10 protein-coding genes are annotated in these 14429 nt (G+C 64.1%); 7 read left to right on the plus strand and 3 right to left on the minus strand.

Translation table 11 applies throughout. The annotated features are described in order from the left end of the window. Positions 1-9: 9 nt before the first annotated feature. From L1277_RS10410 to L1277_RS10420, 3 genes are read left to right on the plus strand one after another with little or no spacing between them, the layout of a single operon-like run. Positions 10-990 carry a carbohydrate ABC transporter permease gene (locus tag L1277_RS10410; RefSeq protein ID WP_253376324.1) on the plus strand — a complete coding sequence of 327 codons (981 nt, stop codon included), beginning with the start codon at positions 10-12 and terminating at the stop codon, positions 988-990. Beyond that, positions 987-1889 carry a carbohydrate ABC transporter permease gene (locus L1277_RS10415; protein WP_253376325.1) on the plus strand — a complete coding sequence of 301 codons (903 nt, stop codon included), beginning with the start codon at positions 987-989 and terminating at the stop codon, positions 1887-1889. The genes L1277_RS10410 and L1277_RS10415 overlap by 4 nt, the downstream gene beginning before the upstream one ends. 7 nt (positions 1890-1896) lie before the next feature. After that, on the plus strand, positions 1897-2550 hold the full coding sequence (locus tag L1277_RS10420) for a DUF624 domain-containing protein (RefSeq protein WP_253376326.1): 654 nt from the start codon (positions 1897-1899) through the stop codon (positions 2548-2550). Here L1277_RS10420 and L1277_RS10425 read toward each other — a convergent pair. Beyond that, positions 2547-4826: a beta-galactosidase gene (locus L1277_RS10425; protein WP_253376327.1), complete on the minus strand. Its 2280-nt coding sequence runs from the start codon at positions 4824-4826 to the stop codon at positions 2547-2549. The genes L1277_RS10420 and L1277_RS10425 overlap by 4 nt on opposite strands. Positions 4827-5017: 191 nt before the next feature. Between L1277_RS10425 and L1277_RS10430 the strand changes: the two genes are divergently transcribed. After that, a complete protein-coding gene (locus tag L1277_RS10430) occupies positions 5018-7012 on the plus strand; it encodes a beta-galactosidase (RefSeq protein WP_253376328.1) in 1995 nt (664 codons plus the stop codon). A gap of 266 nt (positions 7013-7278) precedes the next feature. Here L1277_RS10430 and xylB read toward each other — a convergent pair whose 3' ends face one another. Together xylB and xylA are read right to left on the minus strand one after the other, a co-directional pair. After that, positions 7279-8670 carry a xylulokinase gene (gene xylB / locus L1277_RS10435; protein ID WP_253376329.1) on the minus strand — a complete coding sequence of 464 codons (1392 nt, stop codon included), beginning with the start codon at positions 8668-8670 and terminating at the stop codon, positions 7279-7281. 145 nt (positions 8671-8815) lie between these two features. Further along, entirely contained in the window at positions 8816-10006 is a 1191-nt protein-coding gene (gene xylA, locus L1277_RS10440; RefSeq protein WP_253376330.1) for a xylose isomerase, read from the minus strand. A gap of 446 nt (positions 10007-10452) precedes the next feature. Here xylA and chvE point away from each other — a divergent pair, with 446 nt between their 5' ends. From chvE to mmsB, 3 genes are all read left to right on the plus strand, one after another. After that, on the plus strand, positions 10453-11577 hold the full coding sequence (gene chvE / locus L1277_RS10445; protein ID WP_253376331.1) for a multiple monosaccharide ABC transporter substrate-binding protein: 1125 nt from the start codon (positions 10453-10455) through the stop codon (positions 11575-11577). A gap of 94 nt (positions 11578-11671) precedes the next feature. Next, complete coding sequence (gene mmsA / locus L1277_RS10450; RefSeq protein ID WP_253376332.1) at positions 11672-13204, plus strand: multiple monosaccharide ABC transporter ATP-binding protein; 1533 nt, start codon at positions 11672-11674, stop codon at positions 13202-13204. A gap of 5 nt (positions 13205-13209) precedes the next feature. Beyond that, entirely contained in the window at positions 13210-14415 is a 1206-nt protein-coding gene (gene mmsB, locus L1277_RS10455) for a multiple monosaccharide ABC transporter permease (protein ID WP_253376333.1), read from the plus strand. Positions 14416-14429 lie beyond the last annotated feature (14 nt).

Genomic DNA, 14429 nt, shown 5'->3' on the forward strand with positions numbered 1-14429 from the left:
CCGGCCACCATGCCAGACACGAACGGGATCGCCGTCTCCGGCGCTCGCCCGGCGGGAGACACCCGCCGGGCGGCAGCGCCGGGTACCCCGGCGAAACGCAGGAACAAGGTCTCCCGCGACAACCTCGCCGGATACCTGTTCCTTTCGCCATGGCTGGTCGGCTTCGTTGTCCTCACGCTCGGCCCCATGCTCGTGTCGCTGTACCTGTCGTTCACGAGCTACAACCTCTTCACCGCACCGCAGTGGATCGGTTTCGACAACTTCACACGGATGGCCCAGGACGATAAGTTCTGGCAGTCCGTTCGTATCACCCTGATCTACGTGCTCATCGGCACCCCGATCAAACTGGCGGCCGCACTCGGCGTCGCCATGCTGCTGAACTACCGCAGCAAGGGCTCCGGTTTCTTCCGCTCGGCCTTCTACGCTCCGAGCCTCATCGGCGCGAGCGTCAGCGTCGCCATTGTCTGGCGCGCCATGTTCTCCACCGACGGCCCGGTCGACGGGGCGCTCAACATCTTCGGCATCGACATCGGTGGCTGGGTCGGGATCCCGTCGATGATCCTGCCCATGATGATCCTGCTCGCGGTCTGGCAGTTCGGTGCCCCGATGGTCATCTTCCTCGCCGGTCTCAAGGGTGTTCCGCCGGAACTCTACGAAGCCGCATCGATGGACGGTGCCGGCGCCTGGCGCCGCTTCGTGAGTGTGACCCTGCCGATGCTCTCACCGGTCATCTTCTTCAACCTGCTCCTCGAGATGATCAACGCGTTCCAGGTCTTCGCCTCTGCATACATCATCGGATCGGGAACCGGTGGACCGGCAGGGGCCACCAACTTCTACACCGTCTACCTCTACACCCGCGCGTTCACCAACAACCAGATGGGTTATGCCTCTGCCATGGCCTGGGTACTGCTGCTCGCCGTCGGAGTGATCGCCTTCTTCCTGTTCCGTTCGTCCAAGGGATGGGTCACATACGCAGGAGACACAAAATGACCGCAACAGAACTTCCGGTTGCAACACCTCCAGCCGTTCCGGTTGCACGGCGTCGTCGCAGCCCGCGCAAGACCGGTGCGACGATCGTGTGGATCGTGGCCATGGTGCTGCTCGTTGCTCTCGTGCTCTACCCGCTGGTGTGGATGCTTTCGGCATCGTTCAAACCGAACGTGGAGTTCGGCGGCAACAACAACTTCTTCCCCGAGAACCCAACGATCAACAACTACCTCAAGGTGCTCGAGGGCATCGCAGGTATCCCGCTCTGGAAGTTCTTCTGGAACTCGCTGCTGCTCGGCCTCGGCGCGGTCGTGGGAACCGTCATCTCGTCATCGATGGCCGCGTACGCCTTCGGCCGGATTGAGTTCAAGGGACGCCCGGTCTACTTCGCCATCATGATCGGTACGCTCCTGCTGCCGTTCCACGTGCTGATCATCCCGCAGTACATGATCTTCCGGAACCTCGGCATGATCGACACCTTCTGGCCGCTGCTGGTTGGCAAGTTCCTCGCCACCGAAGCCTTCTTTGTTTTCCTCATGGTGCAGTTCATCCGCAACCTGCCCCGGGAACTCGACGAAGCAGCCCGCATCGACGGAGCAGGACACCCGAGGATCTTCTTCTCGATCACCCTGCCGCTCATCAAACCGGCGATCATCACGTCGTCCATTTTCGCGTTCATCTGGAGCTGGAACGACTTCCTCGGCCCGCTGCTCTATCTGAACTCACCGGAAAAGTACCCACTGCCCCTGGCGCTCCGGATCTACAACGACCAAACCAGTACCTCGGACTATGGAGCAACCATTGCCATCTCGGTCCTGGCCCTGCTGCCGGTGATGCTCTTCTTCATCATCTTCCAGCGGTTCCTCGTCGACGGTGTCGCGACGCAGGGGCTCAAGGGATAATCAGTTCATGTCGAGACGATCAGCGGATGTCGCGGCCCGCGCCGCGCGAGCAGACGGGTCCGCTGCCCGATGGCCAGGAGCGGCCGGTGCGTTCGCGCTCTTCGGTGAGGTGCTGTGGGTCGGCGTCCTCGTCACCGTCTCGGGAATCTTCGTACTGACCCTCCCGGCAGCGTTGGCTGCGGGAAGCGGACACCTGCGGCGATATCTCGCCGCGGAGGAGGCATCCGTTCGAATCTTCTTCCGTGACCTGAAGAAGGCGTTCGTCGGCTCCCTGGCGATCGGTGCGATCGCCGTTGCGGCGGTGCTGCTGTTGACCCTCGACCTGGCCCTCTCGCTCAGCGGACTGCTGCCGGGAAGCCAGCTGGTCTTCATCGCCGGGCTGATTGGGCTCGTCCTGGTCGGGCTCGTGCTCGTTCGCTCGGCCGCGCTGTGGCGAGCAGAGGCGGGCTGGCCGACCGCTCTGCGCGAAACGTTGCCGTCGCTCGGCGCAGATCTCGTTGGCGCGCTGTATCTCGTCGTCGCGCTGGGGCTCGCCGTTCTGTTGACCTGGCAACTCGCGCCGCTCGTGATCGCCGGGGTGGGCTGCCTGGTCTTCGCCTCGGTCGTCGTTCTCGAACGCAAGCGCGCACGTGATGAGGCGCGCGCCGCGCTCGATGTCTAGTCGGTGGTCGTCGCGTGGGCTTCCCGCCAGATGACACTGCGGGTGAGAGTGGCGCCGCTGATGCCATCGAGCGGGTGCAGTGCCTGCCGTCGTCGTCGATCGGCGTCCGCCGGCAGGTGAATCGGCGACTCCGGTGACAACGGCACGATCTCGACGGTGAGCATCGCGTCGGCGGGGATGTCGGAAAGAAGCACCGTCCACTCGGATCCGTCCCAGAACCGGTCGGCGATGACCGTGCCGTCGACGGCCAGCCGGCCCACGTCTCCTTCCCATTGCAGGGTAAGCACGAGGTTGACGCCGTCGTCTGGCCGCCGGGCATCCGGGGGAAACTCAAGCAGGTATGTCGACGCGGGCGCTTGATCGTCCGGGGCCGATGAGCGACCCGACACACTGCCGTATTCGGTCGGAGGGGGTGGCGCCTGCGTGAGCGGGGTCACGACGGCCTCCGTCATGAACGGGGCAGCATCGCTGTGCGCGGAGAACGCGACGAAAACCAAGGTCCGCTGCGCCGGCACGTAGCGCTCCACGGCAGGGCGATCGGAACTCCGTGCCACGAGTCCGTCGGCATCGGTCCAGATCGGTTCGGCGCTCAGCACGAGTTCGCGGCCGGTGTCGGACTCGAGAACCCAGGCGTCAGCTGCGCGGGCGGCGGGCAGGATGAGGATGTCAGCTGAGCCGTCGTTCACCGTGAGGGTGACGCAGTCGCTGCTGTCGAGCGTCCAGTAGTTCCCACAGTGCTCGATCGAACCGACCGACTCGGGCGCTACGGCGAGGGAGGCGTCGCCGGTAAGGGCGAGCTGCACCGGGATGCCCGGTTCTGCCTGAAGGACGAGGGTGGGCCGGTTGCCGTCCTGGTCGAGGAGCGTCAGGAGAGACGCCGTCGCCCACTCGAGGCGCTCAGAGCCGATGTGAAACCGCAGCGGCCAACGTGCCAGCGTGCCCGACGGAATGTCGATCGGTCCGGTGGGGAAGGTGACCCGGTCGTTACCGAGATTGATATCGAACTGCACACCCGGTACCGGTGGCAATGGCACGTGTGGCTGGTGCCACCCGATGAACAGCACTCCGCTCGCTCCGTCACTTCGCAGGGCCCAGCGCAACGTTGTCGTGTCGTCGACGTCGCGAGGACGGACGTCGGGGAGGGTCGATGGCATCGTCGACAGTGAACCGCCGAAGGCTCGCAGAAAGGCGTGCTGGGAGCGGAGAGCCGCGAAGCTTTCGTTGAGCTGACCGGAGGCGGAGATCGGCGCCGCGAAGTCGTAATCGAATCGCGGCAGGTCATTGGGATAGCCGGTGGCATGGCTTTCCTGCATACCGGAGATTCCAGCGGGGTTCGTTCCACCCGCGAACATGTAGTAGCCCTGCCAGGCTGAACCATTACCGATCTTGGTCTGAGCGACGGCCGCGATGTCGAGAGCCGACGGTCGGGGGCGACGGTGGTACGCGGTCGCCATTCCGCCACCAATTTCACAGGTGGCCGGCGGGAACACGGTGCCAATGAGAGCCTCACTGCCTCCAGTCTCCTCCACAGCGACGTTCCGGAGGTCAGCACCAATGCCCGGGTCATCCCACGTGTGGGAGAAGAAGTAGTGTGCGCGAAACGTTGGATCCCACGGGGAATCTGCGTCCACCCAGAACCCGTCACCGTACCCGCCGTACAGGGGAAGGACCTCACCGGTGGGAAGCTGGGCGCTTCCCCACGCCGTCGCCGTCCAGACGGGAGCGTTGAGTCCTGCCTTGCGGGCCAGGTGCTTGAGCGTCCGGATGTGCTCGGGCTGGTCGTAGAGCTCGTTCTCGAGCTGGATTCCGATCACCGGTCCGTCGGTAGCACAGAGGGGAGCGAGCTCGTCGCCCAGCGCGCTGAACCAGCTGCGCACGAGCTCGAGGTAGGCGGGGTCATCGGTGCGGAGCCCCACGCCCGAGGCCTGGACCCAATCGGGGAAGCCGCCATTGCGCACCTCTCCGTGGCACCACGGCCCGATTCTCAGGACCACGTCGAGTCCGATTTCGCCGCAGAGCTCGACAAAAGCGGCGACGTCGAGATTACCGTCGAACCGCACGTTGCCCCGGGTTTCCTCATGGTGGATCCAGATGAGGTACGTGGCCACAACGGTGATGCCCCCCGCCTTCATCAGACGGAGCCTCTCCTCCCACTGGTCGCGCGGAATGCGGCTGTAGTGAATCTCGCCCGACACAGGAATTGACGGGATGCCATCGATTTCGACGAAGTGATTGCTCAAGCGAATGTGCTCGGAACGGTCTACCTCAGTGGTCATAGCCGGCCTGCTGAGGGCCCTTCGTCGGGGGCGATACGTCGCGGTGTGCAGCTGCGAACTCCGTGGCATCCGCTCTCTTCCTTCGTGAATAAATGTCCGGCGACGTCAGCGTCATCTGGATGGTCGGCGCTGACCTAACGGGTAGGCTTGATGAATCGATTCACGACCATAGTGACAGACATTTCACCTCAATGACGAAGGGCAGTGCCGACATGCATTACGGCGGAGATTACAACCCCGAACAGTGGCCGGAGGCGATCTGGCCCGACGACGTCGCTCGGATGCGCGAGGCCGGTGTCACCATGGTCAGCCTGGGAATCTTCGCCTGGTCCCGCATCCAGCCCGAGGAGGGCGTGTTCGACTTCGACTGGCTCGACCGGGTCATCGACCTGTTGCACGAGGGCGGCATCGCCGTCGACCTAGCGACCGCGACCGCATCGCCGCCGCCCTGGGCGAGCGCGAAGTATCCGGAGATACTGCCGCAGGACGCCAACGGTGCGACCTACTGGCCGGGAAGTCGCCAGCAGTTTGCCCCGTCGTCGCCGGTCTATCGCCGACTGGCCGCAGAACTGGTGACCGCGATTGCGGAACGCTACGCCGAGCATCCGGCCGTCGTCATGTGGCACGTGAACAACGAGTATGGCTGCCACCTGAACGCCGACTTCTCGGACGCTGCGCGTGATGCGTTTCGGGCCTGGCTCGAGGTGCGCTACGGCAGCATCGACGCCCTCAACGATGCCTGGGGCACCTTCTTCTGGTCACAGCGCTATGGCTCGTTCGGCGAGATCTATCCGCCTCGGAAAGCGCCATACAGCCACAACCCCGGTCAGCTGCTCGACTTTCACCGGTTCACCTCCGACGCGCTGTTCGAGTGCTACCTCATGGAGAAAAACATCATTCGGGCGGCCGGGGCTGTGCAGCCGATCACCACAAATTTTATGGGTGCGTTCAAGCCGGCGAACTACTGGCAGTGGGCCCCGGAGATGGACGTCATCACCGACGACGCGTATCCCGACCCCAACGATCCCGAATCGTTCCGGGCCTCGGGCTTCCAGCGAGACCTCATGCGCTCGCTCAAGCCCGACGTGCCCTGGCTGCTGATGGAGCAGGCCACGAATGCGCTCAACTGGCGGCCGACCAACGCACCGAAGGCACCGGGCCAGATGGCAGCGCTGAGTATGCAGGCTGTCGCGCGCGGGGCAGACGGGATCCTCTTCTTCCAGTGGCGGCAGTCGCAGGCAGGGGCGGAAAAGTTCCACTCCGCGATGCTTCCGCACGCCGGCACCCGCACCCGCACCTGGCGTGAGGTGGTCGCTCTCGGTTCAGAACTCGCCGAGCTGCCCGCGCTTCCTGCCGGCTTCCGTGACGCCCGCGTTGCGATCGTCTTCGACTGGGAGAACTGGTGGGCGATCGAGAGCACCGATCACCCGATCGTTCTCAACTACCTCTCACTCGTGCAGGGTTGGTACAACGCGGCATCGAAGCTGCACGTGCAGATCGACTTCGTGCGCGCGTCCGACGACCTCCGCGGGTACCGGGTCGTCGTCGCGCCGCAGCTCTACCTGTTGACCGATGCGGGAGCCGCGAGCCTGCGTGCCTTCGCCGAGGCCGGCGGAGACCTGCTCGTCACCGCGTTCAGCGACGTCGTCGACGAAGCAGACCGGTTCCGTGACGGCGGCTACCTCACCCAGCTCGGCGAGGCCCTCGGCATCTGGCTCGAGGACTTTGGCGCCCTGGTCCCGGTCGGATCCGCCGGCCTCGGCCAGCAGCTCGCGCCGATCACGACGGAGTTCGGAGAGATCACCGGCACCCTCCTCGCCGAGGAAATCCACGTGGACACCGCAACGGTGGTGGGCGCCTTCACCGGCGGTCGCCTCGATGGCCAGCCCGCACTCACCCGGAATGCGGTTGGATCAGGCCGCGCGTGGTATCTCGCGACGATTCCGGATGCCGCTGGCACAGCATCCGTTCTGGGTCACGTTTTGGAGGCGGCGGAGATCGCACCGCTTCTCGACGGGCTTCCTGACACCGTTGAGGTGGCCCAGCGGGGCGACGTGCTCACTGTGATCAACCACGGAACCGAGGCTGTGACGGTGTCGGCGAAGGGCACGGTCGACTTGCTCACCGGCGACACGGTGACGGCGTTCGAGCTCGAGCCATTCGAATACCGGATGGTGCGCCGCTAGGGCTGTCTCGCGTTCAGCCGGTGGGGGTGCCGGATTCGCACAGGCACGGCGCAACCCGGCCTGACGGTGTTCCAGTGCCGCGACGACACCGGGGGAGCTGTCTCTGGACGTCACCCGCGTCACTGGGACAGCGCAGTTCGTTCGAGCTAGGCCGTTCACATGCCGCAAAACCGCGTTATGCCCCGGGCACAGCGCGGTTTTGCGGCATCTGAACGCGGCGGGGCGCCCGGGCCGAGCTGTTATCGGCCCGGTGTGAGTGCCCAAGCTCAGTGCGCGCGGTACTGCTCCCGAATCACCGGACGGAAGTCGACGGGCGGCTCGGCCGTGATTGACAACGGCCAGTTTGGTCGCTGACCGGTCAGCGCCCACGCGGCCTGCGCCGCAGCACCGGTTGCGACGTACTCACCGGGCTTCGGGATGACAACGGGCACATCGAACACCTGCGCGGCAATCTGCTGCACGGCCGGGTTCTGCGCCGCGCCGCCGACGATGAGGATGCGCTGGGCATCGACGCCCTGTGCCCGAACAGCGTCGAGTCCGTCCGCGAGCCCACAGAGCAGGCCCTCGATCGCGGCGCGAGCCAGGTTGGGCCGGGTCGTCGAACCGAGGGTCATGCCGAACAAGGTCGCCGTCGCGTCGGGCCGGTTCGGCGTGCGCTCACCCTCAAAGTAGGGCTGGAGCACGAGTCCATCAGCGCCGGGTTCGGCGGAGAGCGCGAGTTCACCGAGGTCATCGTGGCTCACGCCGAGCAGGCCGGCGATCGAGTCGAGGATCCGCGCGGCGTTGAGTGTGGCGATCAAGGGCAGGAAAAGCCCCGACGCATCGGCGAATCCGGCAACGGTGCCCGAGGCATCCATTGCCGGAGTGTCGGTGACGGCAAAGACCGTGCCACTGGTTCCGATGGAGACGACGACGTCGCCAGCCGCAGCGCCGAGGCCGAGTGCCGCGCCCGCGTTGTCGCCGGCGCCTGGCCCGACCAGGGTGCCGTTGGTCATCAGTCCGGCCTGCTCGCCCGGTCCGAGCACTCGAGGCAGAATCGCCGAGTGCCCAAGCGCGCGCACAAAGAAGGCGAGGTCGTATTCACCGGTGACCGCGGACCAGTATGCGGTCCCCGACGCGTCGGAGCGGTCAGTGGTCAGTTCTTCAAGCACCGGACCGAGTTCGGACTCGTCGACAGGGCCGAACCCGCGCAAGCGCCAGGTCAGCCAGTCGTGGGGGAGGGCGACGGCGGCGACACGGGCCGCGTTCTCCGGCTCGGCATCGCGCAGCCAGCGCAGCTTGGTCGCCGTGAACGACGCCACCGGCACGACCCCGAGTCGCGACGCGTAGACGTCGGCGCCCACCTCGGCGATGAGGTCCCGCGCGGCCTGTGCACTGCGGGTGTCGTTCCAGAGCAGTGCGTCGCGAATGACGCGGCCGTCGTCATCGAGCACCACCATGCCGTGTTGCTGGCCACCAACGCTGATCGCGGCCACGTCGTCGAGACCCCCGGCGTCGGCGATCGCACTCTGCAGTGCGTCCCACCAGGCGGAGGGCGCCACCTCCGTGCCAGCCGGGTGCGAGGCGCGGCCCTGCCGCACGATTTCGCCGGTATCGGCATCCGTAACAACGATTTTGCAGCTCTGTGTCGACGAATCGACTCCCGCGACGAGGGTCATGGGGTCCCTTTCACACATGAGAGTGCGGACTCCGACGCCAGGTGCTCGCCACAGCGTCGAAATCCGCAACTCGATCTATATAAGCAGAGCGGATGCCACGCCAGATTCCGTTATAAAATCTGCCGCGGCATCCGTTTCGCGTGACTTACCGAGCGTTCAGCAGGTGCTCGAGAGCGAGCTGCTGAAGACGCACGAAGCCGAAGCCCTTGCCGTTGAAGTAGGCGTTGGGGTCGAAGTCCTCGTACGCCGAACGGTCGGCGATGAAGTCGTCGTAGCTCTCGCCGTCGCCGAGTGTCGGGGTGGCAAGCTCGGTGACGCGCGATGCCGCAAGCGCCTCCTGCACCTCGGGGTCTGCGCGGAACGCGGCAGCGCGCTCCTTGAGCAGGAGGTAGGTGCGCATGTTGGCTGCTGCTGAGTCCCAGACGCCGTTCTCGTCTTCGGTGCGGCTCGGCTTGTAGTCGAAGTGACGCGGGCCGTCGTACGCCGGTCCACCGTTGGGGCCGCCGTTTTCGAGCAGGTCAACGAGCGAGAATGCGTTCTGCAGGTCACCGTGACCGAAGACGAGGTCCTGGTCGTACTTGATGCCGCGCTGGCCGTTGAGGTCGATGTGGTAGAGCTTGCCTGCGTCGAGCGCCTGGGCGATTCCGGCGGTGAAGTTGAGCCCGGCCATCTGCTCGTGGCCAACCTCGGGGTTCACACCGACGAGTTCGGGGCGGTCGAGCGTGTTGATGAACGCGATCGCGTGGCCGAGGGTCGGCAGCAGGATGTCGCCGCGTGGCTCGTTCGGCTTCGGCTCGATGGCGAAGCGGATGTCGTAGCCCTTGTCTGTGACGTAGTCGCCGAGCAGGTTGACGGCCTCGCGGTAGCGGGCCAGTGCCTGGCGGATGTCCTTGGCTGCGTCGTACTCGGCGCCCTCGCGGCCACCCCACATGACGAAGGTCTTGGCGCCGAGCTCGGCGGCCAGGTCGATGTTGCGCAGCACCTTGCGGAGGGCGAAACGACGCACGTCGCGGTCGTTGGAGGTGAAGCCACCGTCCTTGAAGACCGGTGCGCTGAAGAGATTGGTGGTGACCATCGGAACGACGAGGCCGGTGTCGGCCAGTGCGCCCTTGAGGCGGTCGATCTGCGTCTGGCGCTCGGCGTCGGTCGAGCCGAAGGCGAAGAGGTCGTCGTCGTGGAAGGTCAGGCCGTAAGCGCCAAGCTCAGAGAGCTTTTCGACGGCGTGAACCACGTCGAGGTTGGCGCGGGTCGGTCCACCGAACGGGTCGGTTCCGTTGTAACCAACGGTCCAAAGTCCGAAAGAGAACTTGTCGTCGCGGGTGGGGGTAAGACTCATGGTCGTGCTCCGATTCAGCATCGTTGATGATTTGTTGGATGTAAGAACATATTACATGACGGATGTGATTCGGCTAGCCCCGCAGGCGGCATCCGTCCGAAAAGTTCCAGCCCAAAACATATCCCCTCTTCGGGTGCCAACGGCGGTTCCGAGCAATCGACTGCGGGAAAGGGCTTTCATCACGATTGGGTTTGTTGCGGCGAGTTTTTCCGGAAATCAGTGGATTAACCGTCGCGGCATGGGATATGTTCTCTCCGTCAACAAAGGTCGCTGAGCGGCCCGAGCATCACAGCGATGTCCCGTTACAAGGAGGTAACCCCACGACAGTTGTGCCCATGGACGTTCGCGTCGATGGTCAGAACGATGTGGACACGCCTTCTGTTGATGCCACCGCCCGGCGGTGCATCGACACGAACTGGCAGCATTCAGAGAGGAAAGCAACCACAATGTCCATGACCCGTAAACTTCTCGCCGTTGCGGCAACAGGAGCAGTACTCCTGTCGCTCGCGGCGTGTTCAAGTGATTCCGGCTCCACCGGCGGCGGCGACGCAGCCGAGGGCGGCACCGAGTGCAACGTCGGCATCTCCATGCCCACCCGCAGCCTTGAGCGCTGGATCAACGACGGCGAGCAGCTGCAGAAGGCGCTCAAGGACGCCGACTGCACCGTTGACCTGCAGTACGCAGACAACAAGACCGACCAGCAGATCAGCCAGATCCAGAACCAGATCGCCGGCGGTGCCAAGATTCTCGTGATCGCAGCCATCGACGGTGAAGTTCTTGCACCGGTCCTCGAAGAGGCCAAGAAGCAGGATGCAACGGTCATCGCATACGACCGCCTGATCAACGGCACCGAGAACGTCGACTACTACGCGACCTTCGACAACTACAAGGTCGGCCAGCTGCAGGGTGAGTTCATCGCCGACCAGCTCGACCTCGCCGGCGGCGCTGGTCCGTTCAACCTCGAGCCGTTCGCCGGAAGCCCCGACGACAATAACGCCAAGTTCTTCTTCTCCGGTGCCTGGGATGTTCTGCTTCCCTACGTCGAGAAGGGACAGCTCGTTGTTCCGTCCGGCAAGGCTCCCAAGTCGAACGACGAGTGGGCATCGATCGGAATCCAGGGTTGGGCATCTGACAAGGCACAGTCCGAAATGGACAACCGTCTCTCGTCCTTCTACTCGGGCGACCAGAAGGTTGACGTCGTTCTCTCCCCGAACGACAGCCTTGCCATCGGCATCATCGCGTCGCTGCGTTCCGCTGGATACGCACCGGGTGAGGACTACCCGATCATCTCCGGTCAGGACGCCGACAAGGCCAACGTCAAGGCCATCCTCGACGGTGAGCAGTCGATGACCGTCTGGAAGGACACCCGCACCCTCGGTGAGCGCGTCTTCACCATGATCGAGTCGATTGTTGCCGGCGAAGAGGTCGAGGTCAACGACGAGGAAACCTACGACAACGGTGAGAAGGTCGTTCCATCCTTCCTCCTCGACCCCGAGGTTGTCGTGAAGGACGACGTGCAGTCGAAGCTCGTCGACTCCGGATTCGTCAAGGCAGGGGACGTCGGGCTCTAACCCGAACGCACTCGCGGCCGGTCCCGTCTTCGGCGGGACCGGCCGTTTCCCCTGACCCGGATGCCGGGTCACAGCTTTAGAACAGGAGGCAGCCATGGCTGGAACGACCATCCTCAAGATGAACGACATCAGCAAGGACTTCAGCGGGGTCAAAGCACTCGATGGCGTATCCATCGAGGTTCGACGCGGTGAGGTTCACGCGATCTGCGGTGAGAACGGAGCGGGCAAGTCCACGCTCATGAAGGTGCTGTCCGGGGTCTACCCGGCGGGCAGCTTCGACGGAGATATCGAGTTCGAGGGCAAGAAGGTTGCCTACCGAACCATCAACGACAGTGAAGCCGACGGCATCGTCATCATTCACCAGGAGTTGGCTCTCAGCCCCTACCTGTCGATCGCCGAAAACATCTTCCTCGGCAACGAGAACCAAAAGAGGGGAGTCATCGACTGGAACAAGACCAATCGTGAGGCCGCCCTTCTCATCGCCCGAGTGGGCCTCAGTGAGAACCCAGCCACGAAGATCCTCGAACTCGGCGTTGGTAAGCAGCAACTGGTCGAGATCGCCAAGGCGCTCTCCAAACAGGTCAAGCTCCTCATCCTCGACGAGCCCACTGCGGCGCTCAACGATGAAGACAGCGCCCACCTGCTGAGCCTGATCGAACAATTGCGCGGCCAGGGCATCACCTGCATCATCATCTCCCACAAACTCAAGGAGATTAAGCGCATCGCAGACACGGTCACCGTCATCCGCGATGGCAAGACCATCGAAACCATCGATATGGCGGGACCGGATGCCACGGAGTCACGAATCATTCGATCGATGGTTGGGCGTGACCTCAATAATCTTTTCCCCCCGCGCGACCCAAAGATCGGCGAGGAAGTGCTTCGCGTCGAAAACTGGACGGTGTTCCATCCCGTCGATACCGCCCGCAAGGTGGTCGACGACGCGTCCTTCACCGTGCGCGCCGGCGAAATCGTCGGCTTCGCCGGGCTGATGGGCGCCGGTCGCACCGAGCTCGCGATGAGCCTCTTCGGTCGGTCGTACGGCACCAACATCTCGGGCACCGTCTATAAGAACGGTCAGGAAATCCAGATGCGCACTGTCGACGAGGCGATCCGCAACGGGTTCGCCTACGCGACCGAAGACCGCAAGCGCTACGGGCTCAACCTCATCGGGGACATCACCCAGAACGTGTCTGCCGCCGCGCTCGGCAAACTGGCCCAGCTCGGCGTCATCGACCGCAATCGCGAGTACAAGGTCGCCGACTCCTACCGCTCCAAGATGAACATTAAGGCGCCAAGCGTCTCGTCGATCACCGGCAAACTCTCCGGCGGCAACCAGCAAAAGGTCGTGCTCTCGAAGTGGATCTTCACCGGTCCGGACGTGCTCATCCTCGATGAGCCCACGCGTGGCATCGACGTCGGCGCCAAGTACGAGATCTACGGCATCATCAACGAGCTCGCCGCCCAGGGCAAAGCCGTCGTGGTGATTTCGTCCGAACTGCCCGAACTGCTCGGACTCGCCGACAGGATCTACGCCATCTCCGAAGGCAAACTCACGGGAGAGGTGTCCCGCGAGGACGCATCCCAGGAAACACTGATGCACTACATGACCGCGGGAAAGGACTGAGCCCGATGAGTACCACCACCACACCCACCCCTGCACCGACAAAACGCAGGATCCCCAAACTGTCTGTAAACCTGCGCCAGTACGGAATTCTCGCGGCGTTGGCCATCATCGTCATCCTGTTCCAGGTCATGACCGACGGGCGCCTCCTGCTGCCGGGTAACGTCAACAACCTGATCCAGCAGAACGCCTACGTTCTCATCCTCGCCATCGGCATGGTCATCGTCATCATCGCCGGACACATCGACCTTTCGGTCGGTTCCGTGGTGGCCATGGTCGGCGCGGTCGCCGCGATCAGTATGAACACCTGGGGGCTGCCCTGGTGGGCGGCCGTCGTTCTCTCACTCGTCGTCGGTGCAGTCGTCGGCGCCTGGCAGGGATTCTGGGTCGCCTTCGTCGGCATACCGGCATTCATCGTCACCCTCGCGGGCATGCTCATCTTCCGCGGCCTCACCCTCGTCCTGCTCACCGGTGGAACGATCTCCGGCCTGCCGCGCGAGTTCCTCGCCATCGGTGGCGGCTGGCTTCCCGCCTTCCTCGGCGAGGTCGCCGGACGCGATGTCCTCACCCTCGTCCTGGGTCTCCTGACCGCAGCGGCCCTCATCCTGCAGCAGCTCCGCAGCCGTGCCGTGCTCAAGAAGCTCGAACTGCCTCGTGAACCGCTCGTGTCGATGTGGGTGAAGAACGGTATTGCCGCTGTGGCCATCCTCTGGTTCGCCTGGCTGCTCTCCGACTACAGCGGAACGCCGATCATCCTCATCATCCTGGCCGTGCTCATCCTGCTCTACACCTTTGTGCTCAACCGCACGGTGTTCGGCCGTCACGTCTACGCGATGGGTGGCAACCTGTTTGCTGCCGTCATGAGCGGTGTGAAGACGAAGTGGATCAACTTCTTCATCTTCGTCAACATGGGCGTCCTCGCCGGCCTCGCCGGTGTCGTCTCCACAGCCCGTGCGGGCGGCGCCGTCGCTTCGGCCGGTCAAAACTACGAGCTCGACGCAATTGCCGCCGTCTTCATCGGTGGGGCCGCCGTTCAGGGTGGCGTTGGTACCGTGGTCGGGGCCGTGATCGGTGGTCTCGTCATGGGTGTGCTCAACATGGGTCTCTCGATCCTGTCGGTGGACGCCGCCTGGCAGCAGACAATTAAGGGGCTCGTTCTCCTGCTCGCCGTCGCGTTCGACATCTTCAATAAGCGGCGTTCGGGCGGCAACTAGTCGATTCGAAACGT

The sequence above is a fragment of the Okibacterium sp. HSC-33S16 genome (genome assembly GCF_024171565.1).
Lineage (GTDB): Bacteria > Actinomycetota > Actinomycetes > Actinomycetales > Microbacteriaceae > Mycetocola_A.

Excerpts from the sequence above, each read along its gene's own strand:
- mmsA (WP_253376332.1), top strand. The coding sequence starts at position 11,672 with ATGGCTGGAACGACCATCCTCAAGATGAACGACATCAGCAAGGACTTC.
- L1277_RS10425 (WP_253376327.1), bottom strand. The coding sequence starts at position 4,826 with ATGACCACTGAGGTAGACCGTTCCGAGCACATTCGCTTGAGCAATCAC.
- L1277_RS10430 (WP_253376328.1), top strand. The coding sequence starts at position 5,018 with ATGACGAAGGGCAGTGCCGACATGCATTACGGCGGAGATTACAACCCC.
- xylB (WP_253376329.1), bottom strand. The coding sequence starts at position 8,670 with ATGACCCTCGTCGCGGGAGTCGATTCGTCGACACAGAGCTGCAAAATC.
- L1277_RS10410 (WP_253376324.1), top strand. The coding sequence starts at position 10 with ATGCCAGACACGAACGGGATCGCCGTCTCCGGCGCTCGCCCGGCGGGA.
- L1277_RS10415 (WP_253376325.1), top strand. The coding sequence starts at position 987 with ATGACCGCAACAGAACTTCCGGTTGCAACACCTCCAGCCGTTCCGGTT.
- chvE (WP_253376331.1), top strand. The coding sequence starts at position 10,453 with ATGTCCATGACCCGTAAACTTCTCGCCGTTGCGGCAACAGGAGCAGTA.
- L1277_RS10420 (WP_253376326.1), top strand. The coding sequence starts at position 1,897 with ATGTCGAGACGATCAGCGGATGTCGCGGCCCGCGCCGCGCGAGCAGAC.
- mmsB (WP_253376333.1), top strand. The coding sequence starts at position 13,210 with ATGAGTACCACCACCACACCCACCCCTGCACCGACAAAACGCAGGATC.
- xylA (WP_253376330.1), bottom strand. The coding sequence starts at position 10,006 with ATGAGTCTTACCCCCACCCGCGACGACAAGTTCTCTTTCGGACTTTGG.